The sequence below is a fragment of the Actinopolyspora sabaoui genome, assembly GCF_051225635.1.
Classification (GTDB): domain Bacteria; phylum Actinomycetota; class Actinomycetes; order Mycobacteriales; family Pseudonocardiaceae; genus Actinopolyspora.
This window is the reverse complement of the sequence record NZ_JBMIHH010000002.1, coordinates 310,415-337,324: the sequence shown is the minus strand read 5'-3', so window position 1 is coordinate 337,324 and position 26,910 is coordinate 310,415. Positions and strand designations below refer to the sequence as shown.

At 66.9% G+C, this 26,910-nt stretch carries 26 protein-coding genes and 3 tRNA genes; 23 read left to right on the top strand and 6 right to left on the bottom strand.

Features of this window, described 5'->3' with window-relative positions:
* Positions 1-293 precede the first annotated feature (293 nt).
* Genes ACOQFL_RS04050 through ACOQFL_RS04035 form a run of 4 tightly spaced genes read left to right on the top strand, consistent with a single transcriptional unit; the run spans position 294 to position 5,526 of the window.
* Positions 294-3,815, top strand: coding sequence for a sensor histidine kinase (locus tag ACOQFL_RS04050; protein ID WP_435542715.1), 3,522 nt, complete (start codon positions 294-296; stop codon positions 3,813-3,815).
* A 59-nt stretch (positions 3,816-3,874) separates the two neighbouring features.
* Positions 3,875-4,315 (top strand): roadblock/LC7 domain-containing protein, encoded by a 441-nt coding sequence (locus ACOQFL_RS04045; RefSeq protein WP_435542714.1) that lies wholly within the window; start codon positions 3,875-3,877, stop codon positions 4,313-4,315.
* 7 nt (positions 4,316-4,322) lie between these two features.
* Positions 4,323-4,940 (top strand): DUF742 domain-containing protein, encoded by a 618-nt coding sequence (locus tag ACOQFL_RS04040; protein WP_435542713.1) that lies wholly within the window; start codon positions 4,323-4,325, stop codon positions 4,938-4,940.
* On the top strand, positions 4,921-5,526 hold the full coding sequence (locus ACOQFL_RS04035) for a GTP-binding protein (protein ID WP_435542712.1): 606 nt from the start codon (positions 4,921-4,923) through the stop codon (positions 5,524-5,526). The genes ACOQFL_RS04040 and ACOQFL_RS04035 overlap by 20 nt, the downstream gene beginning before the upstream one ends.
* A 171-nt stretch (positions 5,527-5,697) precedes the next feature.
* Here ACOQFL_RS04035 and ACOQFL_RS04030 read toward each other — a convergent pair whose 3' ends face one another.
* Positions 5,698-6,015: a hypothetical protein gene (locus ACOQFL_RS04030; RefSeq protein ID WP_435542711.1), complete on the bottom strand. Its 318-nt coding sequence runs from the start codon at positions 6,013-6,015 to the stop codon at positions 5,698-5,700.
* A 166-nt stretch (positions 6,016-6,181) separates the two neighbouring features.
* Between ACOQFL_RS04030 and ACOQFL_RS04025 the strand changes: the two genes are divergently transcribed.
* The 5 genes from ACOQFL_RS04025 to ACOQFL_RS04005 all read left to right on the top strand — a co-directional run bounded on the left by ACOQFL_RS04025 (position 6,182) and on the right by ACOQFL_RS04005 (position 10,384).
* Complete coding sequence (locus ACOQFL_RS04025; RefSeq protein WP_092626315.1) at positions 6,182-6,448, top strand: hypothetical protein; 267 nt, start codon at positions 6,182-6,184, stop codon at positions 6,446-6,448.
* Positions 6,449-6,995: 547 nt separating this feature from the next.
* Positions 6,996-7,778 carry an ESX secretion-associated protein EspG gene (locus ACOQFL_RS04020; RefSeq protein WP_435542710.1) on the top strand — a complete coding sequence of 261 codons (783 nt, stop codon included), beginning with the start codon at positions 6,996-6,998 and terminating at the stop codon, positions 7,776-7,778.
* Positions 7,779-7,949: 171 nt separating this feature from the next.
* Positions 7,950-8,381, top strand: coding sequence for a hypothetical protein (locus tag ACOQFL_RS04015; protein ID WP_435542709.1), 432 nt, complete (start codon positions 7,950-7,952; stop codon positions 8,379-8,381).
* 26 nt (positions 8,382-8,407) lie between these two features.
* Positions 8,408-8,968: a DUF3558 family protein gene (locus ACOQFL_RS04010; RefSeq protein WP_435542708.1), complete on the top strand. Its 561-nt coding sequence runs from the start codon at positions 8,408-8,410 to the stop codon at positions 8,966-8,968.
* 33 nt (positions 8,969-9,001) lie between these two features.
* Positions 9,002-10,384 carry a hypothetical protein gene (locus ACOQFL_RS04005; RefSeq protein ID WP_435542707.1) on the top strand — a complete coding sequence of 461 codons (1,383 nt, stop codon included), beginning with the start codon at positions 9,002-9,004 and terminating at the stop codon, positions 10,382-10,384.
* A gap of 70 nt (positions 10,385-10,454) precedes the next feature.
* Here the strand turns inward: ACOQFL_RS04005 and ACOQFL_RS04000 are convergent, their stop codons facing one another.
* On the bottom strand, positions 10,455-10,772 hold the full coding sequence (locus tag ACOQFL_RS04000) for an HC3 family zinc finger protein (RefSeq protein ID WP_435542706.1): 318 nt from the start codon (positions 10,770-10,772) through the stop codon (positions 10,455-10,457).
* Positions 10,773-10,896: 124 nt separating this feature from the next.
* On the opposite strand from ACOQFL_RS04000, the gene ACOQFL_RS03995 reads away from it, so the two are divergent.
* On the top strand, positions 10,897-11,757 hold the full coding sequence (locus ACOQFL_RS03995) for a helix-turn-helix domain-containing protein (protein ID WP_435542705.1): 861 nt from the start codon (positions 10,897-10,899) through the stop codon (positions 11,755-11,757).
* Positions 11,732-11,938 carry a DUF397 domain-containing protein gene (locus ACOQFL_RS03990; RefSeq protein ID WP_435542704.1) on the top strand — a complete coding sequence of 69 codons (207 nt, stop codon included), beginning with the start codon at positions 11,732-11,734 and terminating at the stop codon, positions 11,936-11,938. Before ACOQFL_RS03995 ends, ACOQFL_RS03990 begins: the two co-directional genes overlap by 26 nt.
* A gap of 10 nt (positions 11,939-11,948) precedes the next feature.
* Here ACOQFL_RS03990 and ACOQFL_RS03985 read toward each other — a convergent pair whose 3' ends face one another.
* Complete coding sequence (locus ACOQFL_RS03985; RefSeq protein WP_435542703.1) at positions 11,949-12,371, bottom strand: TIGR03668 family PPOX class F420-dependent oxidoreductase; 423 nt, start codon at positions 12,369-12,371, stop codon at positions 11,949-11,951.
* A gap of 28 nt (positions 12,372-12,399) precedes the next feature.
* On the opposite strand from ACOQFL_RS03985, the gene ACOQFL_RS03980 reads away from it, so the two are divergent.
* From ACOQFL_RS03980 to ACOQFL_RS03950, 7 genes are all read left to right on the top strand, one after another.
* Complete coding sequence (locus ACOQFL_RS03980) at positions 12,400-13,386, top strand: alpha/beta fold hydrolase (protein WP_435542702.1); 987 nt, start codon at positions 12,400-12,402, stop codon at positions 13,384-13,386.
* Positions 13,387-13,801: 415 nt separating this feature from the next.
* Positions 13,802-16,459: a putative bifunctional diguanylate cyclase/phosphodiesterase gene (locus ACOQFL_RS03975; RefSeq protein WP_435542701.1), complete on the top strand. Its 2,658-nt coding sequence runs from the start codon at positions 13,802-13,804 to the stop codon at positions 16,457-16,459.
* A gap of 173 nt (positions 16,460-16,632) precedes the next feature.
* Positions 16,633-16,705 (top strand) — tRNA-Thr (locus ACOQFL_RS03970).
* Positions 16,706-16,786: 81 nt separating this feature from the next.
* Positions 16,787-16,858, top strand: a tRNA-Met gene (locus ACOQFL_RS03965).
* Between the two features lie 100 nt (positions 16,859-16,958).
* On the top strand, positions 16,959-17,129 hold the full coding sequence (rpmG, locus tag ACOQFL_RS03960) for a 50S ribosomal protein L33 (protein ID WP_435542700.1): 171 nt from the start codon (positions 16,959-16,961) through the stop codon (positions 17,127-17,129).
* Between the two features lie 228 nt (positions 17,130-17,357).
* Positions 17,358-17,822, top strand: a complete 465-nt coding sequence (locus ACOQFL_RS03955; RefSeq protein WP_435542699.1) for an FAS1-like dehydratase domain-containing protein — start codon at positions 17,358-17,360, stop codon at positions 17,820-17,822.
* A complete protein-coding gene (locus ACOQFL_RS03950; protein ID WP_435542698.1) occupies positions 17,819-18,241 on the top strand; it encodes a MaoC/PaaZ C-terminal domain-containing protein in 423 nt (140 codons plus the stop codon). Before ACOQFL_RS03955 ends, ACOQFL_RS03950 begins: the two co-directional genes overlap by 4 nt.
* A 479-nt stretch (positions 18,242-18,720) precedes the next feature.
* Here ACOQFL_RS03950 and ACOQFL_RS03945 read toward each other — a convergent pair whose 3' ends face one another.
* On the bottom strand, positions 18,721-19,956 hold the full coding sequence (locus ACOQFL_RS03945) for a pyridoxal phosphate-dependent aminotransferase (RefSeq protein ID WP_435542697.1): 1,236 nt from the start codon (positions 19,954-19,956) through the stop codon (positions 18,721-18,723).
* Between the two features lie 210 nt (positions 19,957-20,166).
* Here ACOQFL_RS03945 and ACOQFL_RS03940 point away from each other — a divergent pair.
* From ACOQFL_RS03940 to rplA, 5 genes are all read left to right on the top strand, one after another.
* Positions 20,167-20,239: transfer RNA gene (locus ACOQFL_RS03940), tRNA-Trp, on the top strand.
* Between the two features lie 108 nt (positions 20,240-20,347).
* Positions 20,348-20,734 carry a preprotein translocase subunit SecE gene (gene secE, locus ACOQFL_RS03935; protein WP_435542696.1) on the top strand — a complete coding sequence of 129 codons (387 nt, stop codon included), beginning with the start codon at positions 20,348-20,350 and terminating at the stop codon, positions 20,732-20,734.
* A gap of 97 nt (positions 20,735-20,831) precedes the next feature.
* Positions 20,832-21,662, top strand: a complete 831-nt coding sequence (gene nusG / locus ACOQFL_RS03930; RefSeq protein WP_435542921.1) for a transcription termination/antitermination protein NusG — start codon at positions 20,832-20,834, stop codon at positions 21,660-21,662.
* Between the two features lie 160 nt (positions 21,663-21,822).
* Positions 21,823-22,257 (top strand): 50S ribosomal protein L11, encoded by a 435-nt coding sequence (gene rplK, locus ACOQFL_RS03925; protein ID WP_092626298.1) that lies wholly within the window; start codon positions 21,823-21,825, stop codon positions 22,255-22,257.
* 113 nt (positions 22,258-22,370) lie between these two features.
* Complete coding sequence (rplA, locus tag ACOQFL_RS03920) at positions 22,371-23,087, top strand: 50S ribosomal protein L1 (RefSeq protein ID WP_092925908.1); 717 nt, start codon at positions 22,371-22,373, stop codon at positions 23,085-23,087.
* A 294-nt stretch (positions 23,088-23,381) separates the two neighbouring features.
* Here rplA and ACOQFL_RS03915 read toward each other — a convergent pair whose 3' ends face one another.
* Together ACOQFL_RS03915 and ACOQFL_RS03910 are read right to left on the bottom strand one after the other, a co-directional pair.
* Complete coding sequence (locus ACOQFL_RS03915; protein WP_435542695.1) at positions 23,382-25,616, bottom strand: DUF8728 domain-containing protein; 2,235 nt, start codon at positions 25,614-25,616, stop codon at positions 23,382-23,384.
* A gap of 229 nt (positions 25,617-25,845) precedes the next feature.
* Positions 25,846-26,760: a hypothetical protein gene (locus tag ACOQFL_RS03910; protein WP_435542694.1), complete on the bottom strand. Its 915-nt coding sequence runs from the start codon at positions 26,758-26,760 to the stop codon at positions 25,846-25,848.
* Positions 26,761-26,910 lie beyond the last annotated feature (150 nt).

The following is a 26,910-nucleotide window of genomic DNA, read 5'->3' as shown; positions in this document are numbered from 1 at the left end:
ATCTTTACAATCCGAGATGGCCACAAGCCGCGCGTCACCCGTTCGAAAAGGCTGGTGAAGTGACCCTCGCGGTACGCGACTATTGGTGACGGAGCGTATTGTGGGATCGCGTCCGCCCAGAATGTCGCGTATCGAAGAGATCCGGGATGTGCTCGGAGTGACTCGGGGAACACGGGGATATGCCTTCACTCGGCCGGGTGGCACAGGCGCCGTTCTCCTACGATTTGTTCGTTCGGAAGGGACCGCACCGTGACAGAGCAGGACGAACGACAGCTTGACTTTCGGGAGCTTTCGTGAGTGCGGCGGCACGACGGGCGAACCGGGAACAGGTCCGAGACACCCGAGCCGCGCGGAACAGGCCCGGTGGTGCGCGGCGCGCCTCACTGCGCGACTGGCGGAACTGGCGGATTCCGGTCAAGCTCGGCGCGGTCGTACTCGTTCCCGTCGTTTTCGTGCTCGCGCTCGGTGTCTTCCAGATCAACGACGAGGTTTCCCAGGCGAATCGCTATCAGGAGATCAGCAGGCTGGCCGAGGCGCGGGACAGCGTCCAGCCGCTGCTGACCGGACTGCAGACCGAGCGCACCAAGGCCGCCGAGCTGCTCGGTGAGGCCCCCGGCGCGCGTCAGGAGTACCAGAAGCAGTACAAGAAGGTCACCAAATTCGTGAAGCAGGCGCCGCGGGTGCTGGACAACGTGCAGAAGTTCAGCCCGGTGACCTCGGCGCAGTTCGACCAGCTCCGGCAGCAACTCGCGAAACTGCGCGAACTCCGCAAAGGAGTGATGACCGGCTCGCTGCGGCCCGTCGAAGCGATCGGCACCTACAACGAGATCATCGGTTCGCTGCTGTCGCTGGAGCGCGCGGTCATCAACACCATCGATGACTCGAGGCTCTACAGCATGATCAGCGCGCTGCACGAGCTCTCCAGGGCCGAGGACGAGATCCGGACCCAGCGTGCCCTGGTGGACGCCGCGCTGCCCCGGAGCGATTTCACCCCCGCGTTGACCGACGCGCTCAACGACTCCAGAGCCCGGCTGGACTCGCGGATAACCAGTTTCGAGTCCGTTGCCAACGCTGAGCCGAGGCAGGCCAGGCAGGTTGTCAACAGCGACGTCATGCAGCGGTGGCTGGAGACCGAGGATCAGCTCATGCGGGCGATCCGGGTCGACGAAGTGCGCTCCTCCCTGACCTTGGAGCAGTGGAACCAGCTTTCCGACAAGCTGATCAACAGCACCACCCAGGTGCGTTACGAGCTGTCGGGGCAGTTCAACCAGCGCGCCTACTCGTTGTACGAGGAAGCCAGCGACCGGGCCGGAGTGGCCACCGTGATCATGGTCGCGGGGTTGATCGTGGCCGCGGCCATCATCATCGTGATGGGGCGCAATCTGCTCAGGTCACTTGACCAGCTTCGTCGCGGTGCGCTGCACGCCGCCGACGAACAGTTGCCACATGCCGTCGACCGCATCCGGCACGGTTCCTCCGAGTCCGATGTGGAGGTCGACGCGGTACCGGTGCAGACCACCGAGGAAGTCGGTCAGGTGGCCCGGGCCTTCGACGAGGTCAACCGCCAGGCCCTTTATCTGGCCTCGGAGCAGGCGAACCTGCGGCGCGGCTACAGCGACTCCTTCGTCAACGTCTCCCGGCGCAGTCAGAGTCTGCTGGAGCGGCAGCTGCGGCTGTTCGAGCAACTCGAGCACGACGAGGACGACCCGGACCAGCTGGCGACACTGTTCCGGCTCGACCACCTCGCCACCAGGATGCGGCGCAACAACGAGAACCTCATGGTGTTGTCCGGCAGCGACATGGCACGCCGGTTCACCCAGCCGGTGCAGCTGTCCGACGTGCTACGCGCCGGGATCTCCGAGATCGAGCACTATCCCCGTGTGGTGGTGCAGTCGCCCCCGGCGGCACGACTGGTCGGTTACGCGGGCAGCGACCTGGTGCGGCTGATGGCCGAGTTGCTCGACAACGCCGCGAACTTCTCCTCGCCCGAGACCTCGGTCACCGTCTCCAGCCATCAGTCCGAGGACTCCTCGTTGACCATCGACGTGCTCGACCACGGGATCGGCATGGGGGAGCAGGAACTCGCCGAGGCCAACGACCGGCTGGCCTCCTTCGACGAGTACGACCTGTCCACCTCCCGCAGAATGGGGCTGCTGGTCATCGCTCGGCTGGCAGGCAGGCACGGCATCACGGTGCGGTTGCACGGTGGGGACGACGTCGACGGAGTTCGCGCCACGGTCCGGATCCCGCCCGACCTGGTCATTCCCGACGGTTCCACGCAGTCCGCCGTGCGGTCCACCCCCGAGCCGAGCCCTTCCACCATCGAACAGCGACTGGCCGCTCCCGGCCAGGACAGTCCCGGCAGCACCGCCGCTGAACACTCGGGCCAGGCCAAACAATCGGGCCAGGCCAACGAACAGAGCCGCAACGGCAACGAACAGACTCCGGCTCCCCGTGCGAACGGGGCCAACCGGCATCAGATCCTGGAAGGTGGGCTGCCCCGCTTCGATCTGGGAGAACCTCCCTCGCTGCCGACCCAGCAGCGTGGTGGTTCCCAGTCAGCTCCCACCCAGCCCCCGTCTCACCCCGGTGACCGTTCCCGACCTTCGGAGCAGGGAAACTCACGGCCACAGGCGCCCACACCGCCTCCCGCACCGGTTTCCCAGCCGGAACCCCCGGCCGCTGCCGAACCCGCCCGTGTCGCGAGCCAGCAGCGGGATCCCCAACAACGGGATCCGGAGCCGTCGGACAGGTTCCGCGGTCTCTTCGAACCTCCGGAGGGACAGGAGTACGTGGAAAGCACCGAGGAGGACGAGTCGGTCGGGGAATCGCTGCACTTCGACGACTTCGCCTCCAAGGAAGGGCCGGAACAGCGTTACTCGGACAGCGCGCCGACCGTTGTGCACGCGATAGCCCCCCAAAACGATTCACCCGGGATGTTCACCGAATCCGCGCCACAGTGGTTCCACCCCTCTCCCGAGGACGCCTATCACCAGAGCTCCTCGGGGCAGTCCGGCACCGGTGAGTGGTCCTGGCCCACCGGTGAGGACACCCACGACCGGCGAGTCCCGCACGGGCGGGGGACCCCCGGCGCCCGGGGAGCCCCCGCGGGGCCACCGGCTCCGCCGGGCAGCACGGAGGAGACCACGCAACATCCCCGGGTGGAGGAACCCGTCTCCGAATCGCGCGCCGAGCCGAGTGGTTTCACCTCCTCCGGACTGCCGCGCCGCACGCCGCGTGGGCAGTCGAACGACTCCGGTGGTCGGTCCGGGGCCGCTCCCAGTGGTCCGCAGGCAGGTGGGAACGCCGGTTCCGCCACCGGCCGCAGCGGGCTCAGCTGGATGGAAGAGGCCGAGCTCGAAAAGTCCTCCAACAGTGCCGCCTCCGGGACCCCCGGCGGCGGTTCCCCCGGCCAGGGGCCGCGGCACGACCAGTCGCCCGCGACGGCACAGCAGGCCGGTGCCCCCGGATCCGAAGCCAACCATCAGCTCGACGGACGAGCTCGACAGCAGCGGAATTCGTCGAGTTGGATCACTCGATCGGAGCCTCCGGTGAACGAGCCCTCCGCGTGGAACTTCGAAACCGACCAGGCACAGCAGGAAGCGGACGCGGCCGCGGATCCACAGCCCTCGGACTACACCTCGGCGGGCTTACCCAGGCGAGTGCCCAAACAGCATCTCGCCCCGGGAAGCGCCCCACCACCGAGTGAGCAGAGTTCCGGGCCTCAGAACACACCGGCGCCGGACGAGACCCGTGGCCGGTTGTCGAGTTTCCAGCAGGGTGTGCGTCGGGGCAGGCACAGCGCTGGGGAATAGATAGGTGGGGCCGAGTTCCGCCCGCTCAGCCACCGCCGAACCAAGCAAAAGGAGGCGACATGTCATCTCAGCAGGCGAAGATCGACCAGTTCAATTGGTTGGTCACCGATTTCACGGAGCGCGTAAGCGGAGTAGCTCACGCGATCGTGGTCTCGGCGGACGGACTGCTGTTGACGTCTTCGGACAAGTTGCCGCGGGACCGGGCCGAACAGCTCGCCGCGGTGGCTTCGGGCTTGTTAAGCCTCACCCAGGGCGCCGCTCGATGCTTCGAAGCGGGGAAGGTCAAGGAGACCATAGTCGAGATGGATCGCGGCATGATGCTGCAGATGTCCATCAGTGACGGCTCCTGCCTGACCGTACTGGCGGCACCGCAGTGCGACATGGGCCTGATCGCCTACGAGATGGCGATGCTGGTCGAACGAGTCGGTCGAATTCTCACGCCCGAGCTGCGTTCGCAGTTGCAGGGTGCTGACAACTCCGTTTCAGAGCAATTGGTGTGAGGCCACCATGAGCAGGGATTCCGACTACAACGAGCGTCGTTCCGACGAGGTCGGGCGGTGGTACGGGCGGGATGAGGAGCAGGACGTCGAGGAGGCGACCTTCGCCGACGTCTACAACGGGCTCAATTTCGGAAGTGGGCGCGGCCGGAACAAACGGAAATCGGAGGGCCAGGAGGGCGCATCGCGTCCCCGGCGCTCCGAGCGCACGCGTTCCGACGGCGCCCGGCCCGAGGAGTCGGTCGGTCGGGAGAACGAACCGATGAACCGGGCCGAAGAGGGGGAGGACACTCCAGCGGCCAGCATCCGTTCCTACGCGTGGACGGGGGGACGTACCAAATCCAATGTGGAACTGGAGCTGGAGACACTTATTTCCACCAGCGCGCAGTACCGTCCGGGCACACCCTTGCGGCAGGAGTACCAGTCAGTGGTACAGCTGTGCGGTCAGCCCCGGTCGGTTGCCGAGATCGGGGCGCTGCTTGGTGTGCCGTTCGGTGTGGCCAAGGTCCTGCTGGCGGATATGGCCGAACAGGGTCTGGTCGATATCCACCAGACCGTGACCGACAGCGGCAGTGAACCGCACATGATGTTGATGGAAAGGGTGTTGAGTGGACTCCGCCGGCTTTAAGGCGCCCCAGCAGACCGAAAAATCCTCCACCAGCTCGGCCAAGATCGTGGTGGCCGGTGGTTTCGGCGTGGGTAAGACGACCTTCGTCGGTTCGGTCTCCGAAATCGTTCCGCTCACCACGGAAGCGGTCATGACGGAGGCCAGCCAAGGGATCGACGACCTGGCCGCCACCCCGGGCAAGAACTCCACGACCGTGGCGATGGACTTCGGCCGGTTGTCGCTGGATGCCGATCTGATTCTCTATCTGTTCGGCACGCCGGGACAGCAACGGTTCTGGTTCATGTGGGACGACCTGGTGCGCGGTGCTATCGGCGCCGTCGTGCTGGTGGACACCCGCAGGCTGGCCGACTGTTTCTCGGCGATCGACTTCTTCGAGGACCGAGGTACTCCTTATGTCATCGGAGTGAACTGTTTCGACGGCAAGCTGCAGCACAGCATCGAGGAAGTGCGTGAGGCACTGGCGGTCGGCTCGGACGTTCCGTTGCTGAGTTGCGACGCTCGCGATCAGGCCTCCACCAAGGAGGCCCTGATCGCGCTGGTCCAGTACGCGATGAGCAAGTGGGTGGCCTCGGGCCGCAGCGCTTGAGCGACTTCCGGCGCCGTGGCCGGTCCCGGAGGACCAGCCGCTGTGTCGCGGGCCGCCGACTCGTTCGGTGGCCCGCGACGTGACTACCCGATCTCGGGTCTCCCGCGGCGAGAGCCGTGCGGGAGGTTCCGCCGAGCGAGCGACCCGACAACCCCAGTCGGAAGACTCCGATCAGTCCTGCCCGGTGCTGTCGCCGTACACCAGGTCGTCGGCCTGGCGCAGCCCCGCGTCCAACAAGTGTCGCTGTTCCGGGGAAAGCCGCTCCCTGAAGTCCGAGCCCGCTGCCCGCACCAGCACCATGAGCTTCTTGCCCATTCCTCTCGCCTGGGTGAGTCGCACATCCGTGGCCGCCAGCATCTCTCGTGAGTCGTGGATCAGCTTGCGGTAGCGATGATTGATCTCGGCGTGCCGATCCACGACCTCGAACGCCTCGGCCAGCGGGGACAACCGTGCTGTCCGCACGCGGAGTTGATACGGATCCTGCTGCACACCGGAAACCCTATTGAAGTTCTTCGACCGAGGCGCGGGGTGCCTCCGCACTCGGAGCCGAACGGTGGTGTTCGTCACGCTCACTGTTTCCGGTGGCGCGACGGAGTACTGTGGCCCGTCTCTCACTGTTCCGGGCAAGCGCGGCACGCGCCGTTAGCGTGGCGGTGTGAGCATAGATCGGGTGCGTCGCGCCAGGCGGCGACAGGCGCGTCGCGACTCCTACGCGCGACGCTTCGACGGCTCGGGACAAACCGTCACCGGCGTGGACGGCTTGTTCGAGGCGGGCAGCAAGTACCGCCTGGAGCGAGCCGAGTGGGTGGCCGTGGCCAAGGAGGACGACCGGGAGAGCGGTGCGGGACCGTTGGATCTTCACTCCGGACGTGTCCGGATGCATCGCAGGTCCGAACCCGCGGGTTCGGAATCGGAAAAGTGAGTGACCCGCCCCATCGGTGGCTCGACAGCGGGCACGCCCGATCAGTAGTGTCGATTACGCGTCCCGCGCTCCCGGTGACCCCCAGGCCGGTTGAGCGCGGGACGCCTTCGAATCCGCGGCAGTGCTCGGCTTCGCAGGTGGTGCTGTCGCGGAACCTCTCGCACGGCTCTCGCCGCGGGTCCGGCGACATCGGGTAGCGACCTACACAACGTCTCCGGCGTCCTCGCGAGAGCCGCACGGGAGAACCCGCGGCGGTGCCGACTGCCAGGGTGGTCGGAGTGCGGCACCGTGCCACCCCAGCGGCGCGGCGATTTCGCTAGAAATTGACGGCAGCCCGGGCCGCACCGCCCAGAGGGGTGTCAATTTCGTGGGAAATTGACGCCGCCGTTGCTACTGTGCCGGCACGGCTGTTCGTGCTTCACCGCGAGCGCGGTTCTGCCGCTCACAGTGTTCGTGTGGTGCGATACTTCGCGCGATCGTGACTACACGGGACGTGAAGATCGGTGGGTGGCTCGCTCACCGGCTGTCGGTTTGGGGGAGAGCGGCCTTGCTCGATCTGGATTCGCTGGAGTTCGCCGTGCTCGCGGAAGGTGCGGGGATCGCGCGCGTTCCCACCGTCGCGGCTTACCGGAACTACGGAACCCTGGTCGATGACGTCGATGCCGAGTTCGACGCGGCGGAGCGAAGATGTCGTCAGCGTGGGTTGCTAGATCGTTCGGGCAGACCCGAGGACGGTGTCGCGGAACTGCTGGCACTGTACGAGCGGGCTTCGGTGGAGTACGACCTGCGCTTCTCCGCACAGCGGGAGACCGAACTGCGTGCGGCGGTGTGCGGGGCGGGGCGTGCCGCGCTGCGGACCGTCGTCTCCGGTGACCGGGTTCGACTGGACCGGATCTCGGTCGATCAACCGATTCCCGCGATCCTCGCGGTCTTGCCGGAGCACGAGCCGCTGCGGATGCGGCCGTTGAGCGTGGAGTTGTCCGCGCTGCGATCGGTGTACGCGGAGGCGGACGAGGGCTCCGAGCCGGATCAGCGTGAGGTGGAGCCCCGATTGCGTGCGCTGGGGGTGGACACGCGCGAGTTCCGGCGGATCACGGAGCTGCTGGCGGAGCCGAGGCTCGGTGTCGGTGAGCTCGGTGTGACTGTCTGGGAGAAGGGCGGAGCCGAGTCGCGCGGTGAGCAGACCGTGAAGTTGATCGACATCGGGCGGGGAAGGATGGCCGTTTACAACGGTGCCGGGCGTCGGATGCTCTGTGGTGCCGACCCGGCGACGATCGGCAGGGTGCTCGGGGAGGTGGCCGAGCTCGCCCGGCGGCGACTGCGTGAGTGAGCTTCGTCGCCGATTTCGTTGCCGTCGCGGGTGCCGTGCCGGTGCCGCTTCGGTGCTGTGACCGGACCGGTGTCCGGGGGCGGTTCGTGGGTTTTCGCGTATGGCCGCGTTCGGGTGCCGTGTTGTGCCATCGTGTGTCGTGGTGGTGATCGTGTTTTCGAGGAGGTCAGGATGACGCTGGGTGTAGGTGGTTGGCTCGCGGGGCAGGCGGCCGCTTTCCAGCAGCGAACGGGTAGGGCGTTGGTGGCGACCCACGTGAACTCCGGGGGGCGGGCGGAGTCGGCCGCGTATTCGGTGGACCTGGAACGGATTCCGGGGCTGATCGAGAAGTACGAGCAGGCGCGGGAGAAGCTGCGGGATATCGATGCGAAAGCTGATGATCTGGGGCGGCTCATGTACACGGGACATCCCGGCAACGACGAGGTGAGTCGGCGAGCGGCCAGGGATTTCGCGGCCAAGGCCGGTGATGATCCGGGGGCGTTGAAGTGGGCGGTCCGGGACGGGATCGAGCGGTTGACCGAGCAGATCGAACAGCTCAAGGCGGCCAAGCGCGGTTACGAGGTCAGCGAGGAGCAGGCGACACCACGGAGTGTGGAGATATGAGGTTCCGGGGGTTATACGTAGGCGGTGTGCTGGCTGTCGTGCTGTGCGTGGGTGTGTTGGCCGGGTGCGCGCCGGGCGGTTCGGGTGGTGGGGGAGGTGCTTCGACGAGTGGTGCTTCCCTGACCGAGAGCGTCACTCCTTCGGCGGATTCCGGTGTCGCGATCGAGGATCCCAGGGACCTGCGGGCGGTCTCCGATGCCTGCACGCTGCTGAGCGAGCGGCAGTTGGGCGAGCTCGGGATGAACGCCGAACCGACCTACAAGGAAGGGCTGCTCGGGATCAGGCCCTGCGACTGGAGTGGCGACGAGTTCGCGTTCTCCGTCAGGGTGGACACCAAGAGCGGTGGGATCGACGAGCTCTACGAAACCGACAACTACGGCAGGGGGCTTGAGCGAACGGAGGTCGCGGGCTATCCGGCGGCCTGGGTTCGTCGGACCGATCTGACTTGTCGTGCCGAGGTGGGGGTTTCGGCGGATGCCAGCGTCGGCGTCCATTACACGAGCTACCGGGAACCGCAGCGAAGCCGGCCGTGCCAGAGCGCGAGCGAGATCGCCGCGATGGTCCTCGAGAACATTCCCGACGCGTGACCGCGTCGGTGGTTGCCGCAGGGAGGTATTGCCATGGTGCTGGTGACGGGTGCGGTCGTCGTGGGTGGTTACCTGCTGACCCGTGAGTCGGACAGCCACGAAGCGGGGGAGACCGCTCGCCAGGTCGGCTTCCACCATCAACAGAAGTACCAGGAGATCCACGGTGGTTCCGGTACCGGGACGATGAGCGAGTCCGTGGACCTCTGGCGACGGAAAATCGCCGGTGATTTCGAGGAGGTCGAGGGGCTGCTCGATGACGCTGCCCGCCAGGCCGGGGTCGCCTGGGAGGGGAGAGCCGCCGATGCGCACGGGGACTCGCTGGGTCCGCTGACCCAGTTCGTGCGGGACGCCAACGAGGTTTCCCAGCGGGTCGGCGGGTCGACCGAGGACCAAGTGAGCAACTTCGCCAGGGTGCGCGACACGATGCCCGAGCCGAAGAAGGTGACGGCGACGGACAGTTGGTTGGAGAAGGGTGGGGCTGCTCTTTTCGGCACCGAGACCGATCTGCAGCGTCAGGAGCAGGAGGCGGCCGAACGCGCGCAGGAGGCCAAACGCGTCTACGACGGTTACCAGGCCGAGAGCAGGACCACCACCGCTTCGCTTCCGAAGTATCCCGACGCGCCGAAGTTGAACGTCAGCTCGGACAGCGGGAACGCACCCATGCGGGGTGGCACCACTGTGGACATGAGCGGTACCGATCCGGGCGGATCCGGCTCGGGTGGTCTCGCGGGTGGCGGGGAATCGGCTGGTTCGGGACATCCCGGTGTCCCCGCTGGGAGCATCTCCGGCGCCGGGAACTCGGTGGGAGATGGTGGCTCGCGTTCCGATCCGGGTGGTTCAGCTGCGGGTGATTACTACTCGCCCGGCGGCAGTGAATCGGCGTGGGTTCCGGGCTCGGGTGGTTCCGCTGCCGTTCCCGGCGTGGGCGGAAGCGGTGTTTCCGGCGGTGCTGGTGGTCCCGGTGCCGGATCGGGTGGCGGTGTCGGCGCGATTGGCGGTGTCGGATCCGGGGCGGGCTACGGCTCCGGTGGTCGAGGCGCGGGCGGCTATCGCGGTGGCTACGGCTCCGGCGGTTACGGGTCGGGAGGTTACGGCTCGGGCGGCTATGGATCAGGTGGTTCCGGCAGCGGATCCGGCAGCGGATCCGGCCAGGCACCCGGCGGACGTTCGGGAGTCGGAGCGGGTCCGGGATCGCGGAGTCCGGTTTCCACTGGTGGGACGGTTGGTGGTTCCGGTGCGGCCGGTGGTCGTGGCGCGATGCCGATGGGCGGCGCTCGTGGTGCCCAGAACGGCGAGGATGACGAGGAGCACGAGAACAAGTACACGGTTCCGACCGACGAGGCGTGGGAGGGGCTGGACCTGCCGCGTACCGCTCCCCCGGTGATCGGTGCGGACCTGGAACCGCCGCGTGAGTGAACGGACCGGTTGGAGGGGCGGCCGGACGGGAGGGAACCTCCGGCCGCCTGCCGGTCCCAGCGGGTCGGGGTCACCGCTCGGGACCGGGGTCGGGTGGTGGCGCTGGGCGTAGGTGGCGGTGTTCGTGCTGTTCGGACAGTGGTCTGCGGTAGGGGCTGGGGCCGTGCTGCTGGCGGTCGAGGAGCGTGTACCAGCAGTCGGTGCAGGTGGGTTGCCAGACCCAGTCGTAGTCCTCGGCTGTCACCTGGAGTTCGTCGGTGCTGATCTCGGCGCCGCACACGGCGTGGGCGAGTTCGCCCGGCTCGGTCCTGCGGGCGGGCGGGTCGAAGGCGTGCCGTCCACTGGAGACCGGTTGCCACAGGCCGATCTTCGAACCGTCGCTTTGCATGGCGTCTCCAAAAGTAATGTCGAATAGTTCGCATACATGCTTGCATCGCATTTATGCTCTGAACTAGATCTCGTTCAGGTGATATGCTGGATATAGGTCGTTCGAGTGATTGAAACTTGAGGACATGACGATCAGCCCCACCGTTCGAGGCCGAGTACTGGCAAGAAGGTTGCGTGAGCTGCGTGCGGATGCGGGACACACTCAATCGAGCGCGGCCGAAGGCTTGGAGTGGAGACAGTCCAAGGTCAGCAGGATCGAGGCTCGCCAGCAGTTCGTGAGTGTGACCGACGCGCATGCTTTGTCTTCGCTCTACGGGGTGGCTCCCGGAGAACGGGATTTGCTGGTTCAGCTCGCCAAGGACTCCAAGAAGCGGGGATGGTGGCAGTCCTATGGCGATCTCATACCTGAATGGTTTGACACTTTCGTCGGTATGGAAGCGGAATCGAACTCCGTGTTCACGTACGAGTCCGAGTTCGTCCCGGGGTTGTTGCAGACGGAAGAGTACGCGCGGGCAACTACGAGAGCGACTGTTCTCGACGCGACGAAGGAAGACGTAGAGCGGAGTGTGCAGCTGCGTATGCAGCGGCAAGTGCGACTGGATGATCCGAACGACCTGCGTCTGTGGGCTGTCATGAGTGAAGCGACGATGTTGCGACCGGTTGGTGGAGAGGATGTGCTGCGTGACCAACTCGAGCGGCTGACCGCTGTACTTCAGCGCCCGAACATCACTGTTCAAGTCATGCCGTTCCAAGCAGGAGGGCATCCCGCCATCGGGCCGTTCGTACAGCTGAACTATCCGGAGGAGTGGCACCCGAGTGTGATCTACCTGGAGACCCAGGCTGGTGCGCAGTGGGTGGAAGAAGTACAGCAAGTCCGTAAGTTCGGAACGGTCATCGAGCACCTTCGCGCGTACGCGCTCGACCCCGATGACTCAGAGACAGCTATCAGGAAGCGAATAAATGAGCTGGACGAACGGACCAGGTGACTGGCGAACATCGACTCGGAGCGCGGGACAGGGCAACTGTGTCGAGGTCGCTGTCGGGTCGTTGGTCGGTGTGCGTGACACGAAGGATCGGGGCGGCGGGATGCTGACCTTCACGGCGGAGCACTGGTCGGAGTTCCTGGACGAGCTCAAGCACGGCGGGTTCGGTCGAATGGGTGAGTGATCACCGTCGATCACTCATGTGCGGCCCAGCCGGTTATCCGTTGCATCTCGATGAGTATCAGGCTCGCGGCTGGCGGCCGCCGTCGGTACTGCTCGTACTTGTCACGCAGCGCTCGTACGGCCTCCGGAACGGTTTCGGCCGAGTGGACCGAAGCAGTGCCGTCCACGCGTACCCACCAGAGTTCGTCCCAGTTCTCCGAGTAGTGATCGGCCAGCACCGAGACCAACGGATTCCGCTCGATGTTGCGCAGCCTTCGCAGCGAAGTGGTCGTTTTGGGCTTGTGATCCACGGCCGTGGCGAGCCGCTCGCCGTCGCCGAGCAACGCGAATGTCACGGGAACCAGATGTGGCTGCTCGTCACGGCCCACGGTACCCAGCCGGGCGACGCGCGCCCGGTCGAACAGTCGGATTGCCTGCTCCCGGTCGATGCGCATGGGGCGATTCGCTCCGTATGTTCGTAATGTGTTCTCGGGTTCGCGAGCCAGGTCTCCCATCGGTTCGGCCGAAGCCGTCCCGGGCTATCTGGAACATACGCACTGGCTGCGCTACCAGGAATTCTTCCCCGGGGCGCTGCGCAGCACCACCACGGACTCGCCGACCGAACACTGGTGGTCCTGGCGCGGTGCTCCGCTGCATCTGGACGTCGTTCGGCGGGACGACGCGGCGGCCAAACTCCTGATGCTGCACGGTATCGGCGGTTACGGCAGGATGCTGGCGCCCTACGCCAGGTTGCCCTCGCTGAGTGGGTTGGAATACCTGGCACCGGATCTTCCGGGGCACGGGTTGAGTCCCGCCGTCGGTTCCCGCCTCACCTATCGGCACTGGGTGGACTGCGTGATCGACCTGATCGCGGCCGAGCGCGTCGCGGACCGTCGGCCGGTGGTGCTGTTCGGGGTAGGACTGGGCGGCTGGTTGGCCTATCAGGTCGCCGCCAGGGTGCCGGACCGGTTGGCGGCGTTGGTGGTCACCAGCCTGGCCGATCCGCGTAGCCCGGACGTGCGGGACGGGCTGGTTGCCAATCCCGGCGCGGGGCTGTTGTCCGAGGGGCTGGCACGCGCGCCGATGCTGCCCGTGTCGCACCGTGTTCCGTTGCACTGGTTGCTCGACATCACCGCGATTTCCGGCAACGCGCGGCTCGCCGCCGCCTACGCCGCGGACGAACTCGGCGGTGCCGCCACGATCCCGCTGCGGCTGTTCCGGAGTTACCTACGGCTGCCGCCCGCGGTTTCGCCCGCGAACTTCACCGCGCCACCGCTGCTGCTGGCCTCTCCCGAGGCCGACCGATGGACCCCGGACGTGCATTCCGAACGCTTCCTGGGTCGGTTGAACGCGCCGAAACGCTCGGCACCCCTGCCCGGATCCGGCCATATGCCCAGAGCCGAACCCGCACTGGCCGAACTGGACCGAGCGGTGCGGTACTTCTTCGAGGAATTCCGGATACCACACTGAGGAGCCCCGTCCGGAGCCGACAGCACACGGGAACGGGCCGGTGCGCTCCGGGGGCGCCGGACGGAGGCAACACCGGCTTCGAGTGCGGGGAGCGGCGATTGTTACCGAAAGTCTCGTCTCGACACGTACCGTGCCTGTTCCGCTGGGTTGCTGCGGCAAGGTTCACAGCGGTTTTCGGTTGCTGTGCGTGATCTCTTCCTGGTTCCGTTTCCCGGTGCGCCGTGTGTCCCTCGCTGATCTCTCCGTGCGCTTCGGAGGGTGAATCGGCCACATTCAGTGGTGGGATTTAGTAATCTGTTCGATGGTCCATCCACGATGGCACCAATCGAAGGCTGGTCAAGCAGGGTTGTCGTGCGTCACGATCGACGCTGAGTAACGCGACCACGAAACGGGTCGCTTGGCGGGAGGAGCGTGGATGATCGAGCATCACCGCTCTTCGGAGCCGGGGTTGACCGCCGATGTTCCCCGCCCTCCGGTTCGGTCCGAAGTGTCGCCGCGAAGGCGACGCATCTTCCTGGGATTCTCGCTTTCCGTACTGCTGAGCGGGATGCTCGTCTCGCTGCTGGTCGCACTGTGGTTGCCGTTCCCGCGGGACCCCGATCTGCTGTTCATCGGCCCGCTGCTGGCGGTCGGGTTCCTGCTGGCCGAGCAACTCACGATCGACGTGGATGCCAAGCGGGTCGGCTGGACCATCTCCTTCACCGAGATCCCGCTCATTCTCGGCCTGCTGACCGCCCCGTTCGAAGTGGTACTGGCGGCCAACCTCGTCGCGGGACTGGCGATACAGGTACGCAAACGCGCGGCCAGTCATGTGGCCTACAACGCAGGCGTGCTGTGCTGGGAGATCGCTGTCCCGTTCCTGATCGCGGGCGCGTGTCGCGGTGCGCTCGGTGGTGTGGTGCCGCTCTGGTTCTGCGCCGGGATCGGTGCCGTCAGCTCCTCGCTGATCAGTTGTGGTTGCGCCGTGGCCGCGCTGTACGCGCTGGGCAACGGAATGCGCGTCTCCGCGGGGCTGTTGCTCGGCGGTCGCACCCTCGTCGTCGGGCTGCTGAACACCTCCATCGGACTTGTGGGATACGAACTCGCGGTCAACACCCGGTGGGGTTGGGCGCTGGTGACGGTGCTCCTGGTCGGTGTGCTGGCGCTCTACCGTGCCTATTCCGGGCTGCTGCGCGAACAGCGTGACCTGGAGGCGCTCAGCGACGTGAGTCTGCGAGTCGCGCGTTCCGGACAGCACGCGTCGCGGGTTCTGTCCGATTCGGATGCTCCAGCCGTGAGTGCCATCGGTGAGCAGGTCTCGGTGGACGAGTGGGAACCGGTGGCCGAACGGATCAGGGAACAGCTCAACGCCACTCGTGTGGTGCTGCGCCTCGCGTTGGATCCCAGGGGAGAGGTCAGCACCCTGGTGGCGGGCAGCCCGCAGCCGGAGGAGATGAACACCGAGGGAGCGACGCTGCTGCGCGAGTGCTCGTTGCTGCAACTGCCGGGGACCCACGTTCGTTCCTTCCGCAGCGTCGACGCCCCGGAGGAGATCCGCGCGGCGCTGAACCGTAGGGCGGCGCACGAGGCTCTGGTCGTGCCGCTGCGCGGTACGAACCAGCTGCTGGGCGCCATCGAGGTACACGACAGGGTGAGTCGGTGGCGCGGATTCGGTCGCGCCGACATCAGGCTGCTGCACACCCTGGCGAGTCATCTGGCCACCGCGATGGACAACCGCAGGCTGTTGGCCCGGTTGCGCCACGATGCCTACCACGATCCGCTCACCGGGCTGCTCAACCGCACCGGTTTCCGCGAGATGTCCGCGGAGGCGTTGCAGGAGAACACCGCCGTGGTGCTGCGTGTCGATCTGGAACTGCTCACCACGGTCAGCGAGGCGCTCGGTTACGCCTGGGGCGACCGCATGATCGTCGCGGCGGGCAGGCGGATGCGCGAGTACCTCGGGGCGCACGTGCCGGTCGCACGCTTGGAGGCGAACTCCTTCGCGGTGCTGCTGCAGGGGCACACCGAGGCGCAGGCCGCGGAGATCGCCGGCGCGCTGCGCGAGTTGATCGCCGAGCCCTACCCACTCGACAAGCTGGTGGTGGAGGCAACGGCCGTGGCCGGGTACGTCTCCTCCGTCCCCGCGGAGGAGGACACCGAGGGCGATGTGGACGTGCTGCTGCAGCGTGCCGACGTGGCGGTGCGCGCCGCGCGCACCGGTGAGGACGGCGTGCGGGGCTACGTCCCGAGCATGGGACAGATCTTCCTGCGGCGCTTCCAGCTGGTGACGCAGTTCCGGCAGGCGTTGGAGAGCGGTCAGATCGAGGTGCACTACCAGCCCAAGGTCGCGCTGCCCGGTAAGCGCATCGTCGGCGCCGAGGCGCTGGTGCGTTGGTCACATCCGGAGTACGGGCGCCTCTCACCGGACGAGTTCGTGCCGGTCGTGGAGGCCACCGGGCTGGTGGACGCGCTCACCGAGTTCGTGCTGGAACGCGCGTTGATCCGCATCCGGGACTGGCTCGACCGGGGGCTGCGGCTTTCGGTGGCGGTCAACCTCTCGGTGCGCAACCTCGCCGACGAGACGTTTCCCGAGCGGGTGCGGGAGGCGTTCGACCGGCACGATGTGCCGCCGGAGTTGTTGACCTTCGAGTTGACCGAGTCCAGCGTGATGGCCGATCCGGACCGCTCGTTGCCGGTGCTGCGCAGACTGCGGGCGCTGGGCGTGGTGCTGGCGGTCGACGACTTCGGAACCGGCTACTCCTCGCTGGCGTACCTCCGGCAGCTTCCGGTCGACGAGGTCAAGATCGACAAGAGTTTCGTGCTCGGCATGGGGACCGATCTCAGCGATATGGCGGTGGTGCGTTCCATCGTCGAGCTGGGGCACTCGCTGGAGCTGAGTGTGGTAGCGGAGGGAGTCGAGGACGACGCCGCCCGGGACCAGCTCGTGCGGATGGGGTGCGACACCGCGCAGGGCTACCTCATATCCCGCCCGCTCTCCGAGGAGCGCTTCGAGTCGTGGCTGTGGGCCCGGACCACGCGGGAATACCCGAAGGGGGCTCCGGAGTTGGGTGAGACGGTGCTCCGGGTCAACTGATCGGGGTCCTCCGAAAGAGCTGTCCGAACGTTCGGCCGGTGTGTTCCCAGTCGTGGGAGGAACCCGTTCCGGGGTATCAAGAGCGTTGTTGACCTGCGGATATACCAAAAACTACCCCCGGTGCGGCGGCGGTGCGGATATTGTGTAGAGTAGTAATCGCTCCGCGAGGGCACGCCCCAATAGCTCAGTCGGCAGAGCGTCGCCATGGTAAGGCGAAGGTCTACGGTTCGAGTCCGTATTGGGGCTCTGTAGGACGGCCGCGGCACTCGGTAAACTGGGTGCTGCGGCTGTCTTGTGAAGGTACTGTGTACCAGCGGATGTCCGCGAGGCGGTGTAGCTCAGGGGCAGAGCAAACGGCTCATAATCGTTGTGTCGCCGGTTCGAATCCGGCCACCGCTACTCCTGCGGCTGAGATGCCGCCCGGCCCGGGGCGGTATACACGTGGAGTGAACCGGACGGCAGCCTCGTCCGGTTCCAGACACGAGAGAGAGGTCTCCCCGTGGCTAAGACGCCCACCGATATTCGTCCCAAGATCACTCTTGCGTGTGAAGAGTGCAAGGAACGCAACTACATCACCAAGAAGAACCGTCGCAACGACCCGGATCGCATGTCGATGAAGAAGCACTGCCCGCGTTGCAATGCTCACCGCGAGCACAAGGAGACCCGCTGAGTTCTCGCCGAACCCCTCGGGGTTCGAGTCGGGATCACTCGCGGAACGGTGTCCCCGGAACCACTCGGCCGCACAAGGACGAGCGGTACCAGGGTCGACAAACCTTTCGGGAAGTCTCCTGACCGCTTCGGTGATTGGGCGTCTCGACCAGGGTCGAGAGGACTTGAGGAACCCGCTCCGGCTCCGGCCGGGGCGGGTTCCTTTTCGTGCTGCGGTAACCTGCGGGTTGTGCCGCTCGACGAAGGATTCATCGGACGTGAGTACCCGCCCAGCGACCCCTACGAGGTCGGGCGGGAGAAGATTCGCGAATTCGCGGAGGCGATCAAGGACGAGTCGCCGCTCTACCGCGACACCGAGGCCGCCAAGGCCGCCGGTTACCCGGACGTGATCGCTCCGCCCACGTTCGCGATGCGGCTGTCCGTGCTGGCGCAGGAAGCCGTGGTCGAGGACGAACAGCTGGGGCTGGACTACAGCCGCGTCGTGCACGGGCACCAGGCGTTCCGGCACCACCGGCCGATTCGCGCCGGGGACGTGCTGGTGGCCGTGGCCCATGTGGACGACATCAAGGCGCGGGCAGGCAACGACTTCCTCACCGTGCGTGCCGAGATCGGTACGGCCGAGGGGGAGCCGGTGTGTACCGCCACATCCACGCTGGTGGCTCGTGGCACGGCCGAGGAGGGAGAGCAGGCGTGACGTCGACACTGTCGTCGGTCGCGAAGGGCGACCGGTTGCCCGAGTCCAGCGTTTCGATCACCAGGACGGATCTGGTGCGGTACGCGGGGGCCTCGGGGGACTTCAACCCGATTCACCACAGCGACTCGTTCGCCCGTGAAGTAGGGCTTCCGGAGGTGATCGCGCACGGCATGCTCACCATGGCGTTGGCCACGAAGCTGGTCACCGACTGGTTGGGCGACCCCGGGCGGATCATCGAACACGGGGTTCGATTCACTCGCCCGGTGGAGGTTCCCGACGACGGAAACGGCGCCACGGTGGAGCTCTCCGGCAAGGTCGCCGACGTCGGCGAGGACGGCACCGCGAAGATCAACATCACCGCCAAGTGCGCCAACCAGGGCGTACTCGGCGGCGCCTACGCCTTGGTCCGTATTTCCTGAGCCGCTCGGGCTGCACAGCGGTGTGGGTGGCGGAACCTCGCGCACGGCTCTCGCTGCGGGTGCCCCGACATCGGGTAGCGACCTACACAACGTCGGGGCCGTCCTCGCGAGAGCCGCACGGGAGAACCCGCGGCGGTGCCGACCGCGAGGGTGGTGGGGGTTCGGCCTGCGGGAGTGGTGGGAGCGCGGCTATTCCTCGGCGCTGGGGGACCGGCGATTTCGTGGGAATTTGACGCCCCAATACGCCGGTGTGGCCCCAGCTCCGTCAATTTCTCGCGAAATCTCCGCCTCGCTCCGCTCCTCGGGACACGACCATGCGGGTAAGCAGCGGGGGTGTCACCGGTGCGTGAGTCGGATGCATTGCGAGGCCGGGCCGCTCGCCGCGTAGGTCGCTACTCAAGAGCCGGCCCAACGCCGCAAGGCGCCGACTCACGTGCCGGCTAACCGACCACCGCGCCAGGGCACCCCGCCCTCCAATGTCACTTGGCTTCCGAGAGGAGCGCGGCCATCCGGCGCACACCTTCGGCGAGGTCCTCGTCGCCGAGCGCGTAGGACATCCGGAAGTAGCCGGGGGTTCCGAACGCCTCGCCAGGGACCACGGCCACCTCGGCCTGTTCCAGGACGAGCTCGGCGAGTTCGGTGCTGGTCCGCGGCCGTACTCCGCGAATCTCCTTGCCGAGCAGCTCCTTCACGGAGGGGTAGGCGTAGAACGCCCCCTTGGGCTCCGGGCAGCTCACACCGGGGATCGAGCCGAGCATCTCCACGATGGTGCGCCTGCGCCGGTCGAATGCCTGGCGCATCTCGGCCACCGCGTCCAGCGGTCCGCTAACGGCCTGCAGCGCCGCCCGCTGCGAGACGTTGGACACATTGGACGTCAGGTGGGATTGCAGGTTCGCCGCGGCCTTGATCACGTCGGTCGGGCCGATCATCCAGCCGACGCGCCAGCCGGTCATCGCGTAGGTCTTGGCCACCCCGTTGAGCACCACGCACCTGTCGGCCAGCTCCGGGACCTCCACCGGCATGGAGACGTGCCTGGCGTCGCCGTAGACCAGGTGCTCGTAGATCTCGTCGGTGACGACCCAGAGCTCGTGCTCCACCGCCCACCGGCCGATCTCGGCGACCCGCTCGGGCGGATAGACCGCCCCGGTCGGGTTGGAGGGCGAGTTGAACAGCAGCATTTTGGTGCGCGGGGTGCGGGCGGCTTCGAGCTGTTCCAGCGTCGCGAGATAACCGGTGGACTCGTCCGTGGGGACCTCGACGGGGATCCCGCCCGCCAGCCTGATGGCCTCCGGGTAGGTGGTCCAGTACGGCGCGGGGAGCAGCACCTCGTCGCCGGGATCGAGCAGGGTGGCGAAGGTCTGGTAGACGGCCTGCTTGCCGCCGTTGGTCACCAGCACCTGGTTCGGCTGGATCACGTGGTTCGAGTCGCGTGCGGTCTTGGTGACAATCGCCTCACGCAGTTCGGGCAGACCGGACGCCGGGCTGTAGCGGTGGTTGCGCGGATCGGAGCACGCCTCCGCCGCGGCACGCACGATCGGCTCCGGGGTGGGGAAGTCCGGTTCACCGGCGCCGAATCCGATGACCGGGCGTCCCTCGGCCTTGAGTGCTTTGGCTTTCGCATCCACGGCGAGGGTGGCCGATTCGGCGATCGCGCCGACTCGGGCCGAGACGCGGGATTCGGTGGTCGAGCTTGCCTGTGTTCCGGGTGCGGCCATGTCCGCATCGTCGCAGACGCGTGTCGTGTCGCACGAACCGTGCCCACCGAGGATGTCGGAATCGGGGGCGGGGTTGGAAATCCACTTCGGTGATGTCGTACACTCTCGTACTCGGGAAGCCCGCACGGCTCGATCGTGCCGGACCCGCTCGCGGTGCGGTGCCGGTCGGGACGTAGGGTGTACCGATGTGGTCGGGACGACCGATCGCGGAGGGGTGTAGCTCAAGTGGCAGAGCAGCGGTCTCCAAAACCGCAGGTTGCGGGTTCAAGTCCTGTCACCCCTGCGTCGATGTTGACGGTGAGCGGAGGAAGTGGACGGTGTCGGCCGTGCGAGTCTCGGTGACCACCACTGACGAGTTCACGCGTCCGACGAGCGCCATCTAGGAGGAGGCGTGAGCGAGGACCGCGAGCAGGACCAGGATGGTAACCGGGACGAGGAGTCCCGCCCTTCCAGTGCCGCCGCACGCCGTAGCCGCCGGGCCTCCGGGCGCTCCAGCGCCCGGAAGGGCACGGGTGGTGATTCGAAGGACGCGACCGCTCCCAAGGGCAGGCCGACTCCCGCCAGGGACGGCCGCGGAGAACGGGTTTCGCTGTTCCGCAGGATCGGCCGCTTCTTCCGAGAGGTGGTCGCGGAGCTCCGCAAGGTCATCTGGCCGACGCGCAAGCAGCTATTGACTTATACTGCGGTGGTGCTGGTGTTCGTCAGCATCATGGTCGCGTTCATAGCCGGTCTGGATCTGCTCTTCGCGCAGGGTGTGCTCCAGTTGTTCGGCAACTGAATGCCGACCGTGGGCAGCTAGACGCCCGCACGGACTTCGTGCGGTGGCGGATGCCATCCACCGGGCACGCAACGCACGAGAGGAAGCGAGACCCACTGTGACCTCCTACGACGGCCAGGAGTTGACCGGCCTGTCCGATGAGCAGGACGCCGTGACGGCGGAGGACTCCGCGACGGGGTCGTCGGACCCGGCCGAGGAGCGTCCCGAGGTGGACTCCGGCGGAGACGCCGATGCGGGCGACGCCGCGGCCACCGCCGACTCCGGGGACAGTGCATCGGCTTCCGAGGCCAGTGACGACGAGGAAGCCGAAGCGGACCCGGTCGAGGAGCTGCGCGCCATGCTCAAGCGCGCGCCGGGCGACTGGTACGTGGTGCACTCCTACGCCGGTTACGAGAACAAGGTCAAGAACAATCTCGAACACCGCGCGCAGACGCTGGATGTCGAAGACTACATCTTCCAGGTCGAGGTGCCCACCGAAGAGGTCACCGAGATCAAGAACAACCAGCGCAAGTTCGTACAGCGCAAGGTGCTTCCCAGCTACGTTCTCGTCCGGATGGAGCTCAACGACGCCTCGTGGTCGGCCGTCCGCAACACGCCGGGTGTCACCGGCTTCGTCGGGGCCACCTCGCAGCCTTCGCCGTTGAGTACCGAGGAAGTCCTCAAGTTCCTCGCGCCGCAGGCCGAGCGCGAGGCGAAGGAGACCGCCGCCAAGAAGGCCGCGGCCAAGCCGGAACAGGGCAAGAGCGCCGCGGTCGAGGTGGACTTCGAGGAGGGCGAGTCGGTTACCGTCATGGACGGGCCGTTCGCGACGCTGCCCGCCACCATCAGCGAGGTCAACGGCGAGGCCCAGAAACTGAAGGTACTGGTGTCGATCTTCGGCCGCGAGACGCCGGTCGAGTTGTCCTTCGACCAGGTATCCAAGATCTGACCCGCTCCCGGCTTTTCCGGGAGTGTGGTTGCCGCGGTGGCTGGCAGGGGCGCGCCGCGGCTCTTCGGCGGGCGGTTCGGTGTTCCCGACCGCCCGTGCGCGTGTCGGTGTGCGTCGCGCGCCCGGCACGGACCACAGTAACGAGGACAGGAAGAACGAAATGCCGCCCAAGAAGAAGCGACTCGCAGCGATCGTCAAGCTGCAGATCTCGGCCGGTCAGGCCAACCCCGCGCCGCCGGTCGGCCCGGCGCTGGGTCAGCACGGCGTCAACATCATGGAGTTCTGCAAGGCCTACAACGCCGCGACGGAGAACCAGCGCGGTGATGTGGTGCCGGTCGAGATCTCCGTGTACGAGGACCGGTCGTTCACCTTCCAGCTCAAGACTCCGCCCGCCGCGAAGCTGCTGATGAAGGCAGCCAACGTGCAGAAGGGCAGTGGCGAGCCGCACAAGACCAAGGTGGGTTCGGTCACCCGCGAGCAGGTCCGCGAGATCGCCCAGACCAAGTGGGTCGACCTCAACTCCAACTCGATGGACGAGGCCGAGAAGATCATCGCCGGTACCGCCCGCTCCATGGGCCTTCGCGTCCAGGACTGACAGCGGTCCGTGCGGCCCGGCCCCGCCGAGGTCGTACCCCTTGATCCACCGAAAGTGTGGGAGGGCTCGCAGCGCGGCCCCGACCACAACTGATCCGTTGAACAGGAACAGACATGGCAAAGCGCAGCAAGGCATACCAGCAGGCAGCCGAACTGGTTGACCGCAACCGGATCTACTCCCCGAAGGAAGCTGTCGAGCTGGCGAAGAAGACCGCCAAGACCAAGATGGACCCCACCGTCGAGGTGGCCCTGCGGCTCGGCGTCGATCCGCGCAAGGCGGACCAGATGGTCCGCGGGACCGTGAACCTGCCGCACGGTACCGGCAAGACGGCCCGCGTCGTCGTCTTCACCTCCGGCGACAAGGCCGCTGAGGCCGAGTCCGCCGGTGCCGACGCTGTCGGCTCCGACGACCTGATCGAGCGTATCCAGGGCGGCTGGCTCGATTTCGACGCGGCCGTGGCCACCCCGGACCAGATGGCCAAGGTCGGCAAGATCGCCCGCGTGCTGGGCCCGCGTGGCCTGATGCCCAACCCGAAGACCGGCACGGTGACGCCGAACATCGCCAAGGCCGTGCAGGACATCAAGGGCGGCAAGATCAGCTTCCGCGTTGACAAGCAGGCCAACCTGCACTTCGTCATCGGCAAGGCCTCGTTCTCCACGGAGGCGCTGTTGGAGAACTACGCCACCGCGCTGGACGAGGTGCTGCGTTCCAAGCCCGCCACCTCCAAGGGCCGCTACCTCAAGAAGGTCAGCTTCACCACCACGATGGGCCCGGGTATCGCGGTGGACGCGAACCGGACCCGCAACATGCTCGAGACAGCGGCGGCATGACCGCCCGTTCCCGCGGCTCTTCGGGCCGCGGGAACTCCCGCGTGTGCTCCGCGACCGGGCCATCCCTCGCCGAGGGGTGGCCCGGTTCTTTTTTCGGATGGGGCGGTTCGTTCTTCCGGAGAGCCGGGTTTTACTCGTGCCCGGGTTCCACTCGTGCGCCGTTCGGACCGGAATCGGGCCGGCCCCGCTCCGAACGGCCCCGCTCCGAACGGCCCCGCTCCGAACGGCCCTGCTGAACGGTTCTGCTCCGACCGGCCCCGAGTCCACCGGGCCCGAATTAGCGGGCTCGTGGTGTCACTGGCTGAACCAGTAGCCGTAGGACGTGTAGTCCGGATAGGGACCGAGGTAACCGGCGTGGGGACGGAACTCGATCCGCAGCGTCGAGTCGGTCACCAACTCCCCCGGAACGGTGAAAGTGGCCTCGCGCCAACCGTCGCCACCCGAGCGCAGGGTCCGGTCGCGCAACTTCCTGTCGTTCGCACGGACGGACATCTTCATCGGGTCGGGTGATTCTTCGTTGGCGGTGTAGCGGGTGGTGACCGTGACCGGTTCCCCGGGAGTCAGGTTCCGGGCGGTGAGTGCCTCCCCGCCGATCACGTGCCTGCCGCTGTCGACCACCTCGCCGCGCGGGGAGTTCACCGTGCGCAGGTCGGTGTAGGGCTGGAACTCCCGGTGTGCGGGCAGCACCCGGTAGTCGTGCCGCTGTTCGCTCCGTAGATCGGCCACGTTGAGGTGGTCGCGGATCCGCCCCGGCGCGTCGCTCTCCACCGGCCGGTCCCCGGAACCCAGCGAACCCCAGTCGGCCTTGTGGATGGCCACCTCGTCACAGAGCTTCGCGGCCTGGCACGCTCCCGCCGACCCCGCCGTTCGATACGAGAAGGTCGGCGACTTGGAGTGGAACGTGGCCAGCGGTTCCTCCGCGAACACGTCACCGTGGTCGAGGTCGTGCACCTTCCATTCGGTGAACACCGCGAAGTAGTCGGGACGCCGCTCGGCGGGCATGTCGCGCAGCACCTCGTAGATGCTTCCCGCCCCGTGGTTGTTGGCGCGAGTGAACCGGTTCGAGGTCAGTCCGACCAGGTCGACGATCCGGTGACTGCCGAGATAGGCGGGCGCCCCCACGTCGTTGACCGCGAGCACGGCGCCGGGTGGCAGCTCCCGCTCCAGGAAATCGGTGAACGAGACCTGCTGGTCGCGGATGCCCGCCGACTGCTGTCCCAGCCGGATGGCCCAGGACGGCATTTCCGCCACGGTGAACAGCAACGCGATGACCAGGCCGGTGTGCAGCACGATCCGTCGGCTGCGCCGGTGACGCAGCAGTCGGCTCACTCCGTGGATCCCGATCACGGCCAGCAGCAGCAGTATCGGCAGGAAGGGCTGGTGGTAACGCAGGTGGTGAATAGTGGCGGCGTGCAGCGTCGAGATCGCCAGCAGCACGAGCAGGTAACCGACCGCCAGCGCCCATGCCAGCGGTGTCCATCGCGTTTTCCGCACCAGCAGAGCGATCGTGCCCGCCACGGCCAGCAGCAGCGCACCGGGGAACACGAAGTCGAAGGTGTTGAGCCCGTTGAACACGCGCAGCAGCAGGTGGAACTGCTTCAGCACCTCGTCCAGGAAACCCATCGGGTAGAAGATCGGCTCGTACAGCAGCGATTTCGCCCGCATCCCGTTCGCCGAAGTGTGTCCGGTGGTGATCACGTAGAGCAGTACCTGGCCGAGATAGGCCACCAGCGGTAACAGCAGCGGAGCGAGGCGGGCGAGCAGTCCCACGCGGGAGACGCCGGAAGCACGCGCCCCGCGCACCGTCGTCCACGCCATCGCCACGCTGAGCACCAGCACGAACAGGAACGCCTCCGGACGGCTCAGCGCCGCGAGCGAGGCGATGATCGGTGTCCACACGAACCGGTTTCGCGGGGCCTCGACGGTGTAGGAGAGCACCGATCCCGAGACCAGCAGCGCCACGAGACCGATCTCCATCCCGCTGACCGAGCCCCACAGCAGCACCCCGTTGGTCGCCACGAGCAGACCCGCCCAGCCGCCGACCCGTCGGTCGACCAGCGTGCTGCCGATCCGGTACACGCACACCGCCGTCAGCGCCATGCACAGCGCGCCGAGGCCCATCGCGGCCGGTAGCAGCGCTCCACCCTGGAATCCGAGCGTGTACAGCCCGCCGAGAACCAGCATGTACAGCAGGCTGCTCGCCCCCGTGCTCACCGGGTCGCCGGTGTTGTAGCGCAGGAAGTGGCCTTCGGCGAACTGCTTCGCGTACTGCAGGTGGATGTAGGAGTCGTCCAGCGGCGGGATGAAGTGCCACTCGTTGTAGGACAGGTTGACGATCACGAACAGCGCCGACAGCAGCAGTGACAGTCCCCCGACCAACCAGGCGGGATCACGTCGTGCGAACCAACCGCGTAAGCGTCCGACCGGTGTGCGCCCTTCGTGGTCGGAAACGTGCCCGCCCCGCTCCGTGGCTTCCCCGGAATCGTGATTCGCGGGTTCGGGCTCGTCACCTTGCTCGGTTCGGTTCATCGGTCGGGGACTCCTGCGGCGGCTGCGCTGCTGATGGGGGAACGCTGTGGATGGGAACGCTGTTGATGGGAACGCTGTTGATGGGAACGCTGTTGATGGGAACGCTGGGCTGCTGACGGGGAAACCTCACGTCGCCAGGAAAGTCGCGACGTGTCGTTATCCTAAGGAGATCCCGGTGTCGCCCACGAGCAGGCCGACCGCGTCGCCCCTCGCAGCGTCCCGGATGTGCTCACTCCCCGCAGTTGGCGGCCTGGTAACCGTCGATCCGCCAGCCGCCGGAGGACTCCTGCCGCAGCCGGAACACGCCGAGCCGGGGTCCGCCACTCACACCGAGGTCGCAGGAGGAGATCCGAGCCCAGCTCCCACCCGATTCCGACTCGAACTCCCGCACCGCGTTCCGGTCGATGTCCGGGTTCTTGTATTCGATCCGCTCGCTCACCCGTTCGTTGAGCCGCTGCGCTACGGCCTCGCAGTTCGCGGCGTCGTGCACGTCCGCGAAGCTGCTCCTCGCGTCCTCGTCGAACAGCAGGCAGACGGTGTCGGGACGGTTGGCGAGCTCGTCGTAAACCGCTCGGACCGCGGCGGTCGGGGAGCGCTGCAGCATCGCCGATCTGCTCTCCTCACCCCCCGGCGCGGCGCCGTTCGATCCCTGCCCGCTGCCACCGCCGAACATGCTGTTGTACAGATACATCAGCACCAGCAGCAGCACCAACAGGTACAGCAGCCGCCGCACGAACTTGAACCGCAGCAGCCGAAGTGCGCGGCGGTACCAGGGGCGCTTGCCGCCACCCGTGGCCACGGGCTCCGAGCCCGGCGGTGTGTCGCCGTACTGCCGCCGCATCTCCCGGAATCGCTGGAACTCCAGGAACTGCTGGTACTCGCGGTGGGCGTCCTCCTCACCGGGCCGGGTGGTTCCGGCGGTACCCGCGTTACCGGCCGCTCCGGCCGTGTCGTTCGCCCCGCTCGTCCCGAAAGCCTCGGTCGCCCCGGAAGCCTCATCAGCTCGCGCCGGAGCGCGGTCGGACTGGTGCTCGTCGACCACCTCGGCGTCGATCGGCTCCTCGACGTTCGCCCCACCGGTTCGTTCCGGCGGGTACTGCTGGGAGTGTTCGGAGGGCTCACGGTGATCGACCACGACAATCATGATGCCCGGGGGCGCAAGTCTTCCCGCTCCGCCGGGGTGCGGCGGGGGTGGTTGGTCCGCCGAGGAATCCGTGGCGTACGCTGGAGCAGGTTCCACCAGAGACCGCTGGTCTTTTCCCTCGGTGTGGTTTCCGGCACCTCCCGGACCCCC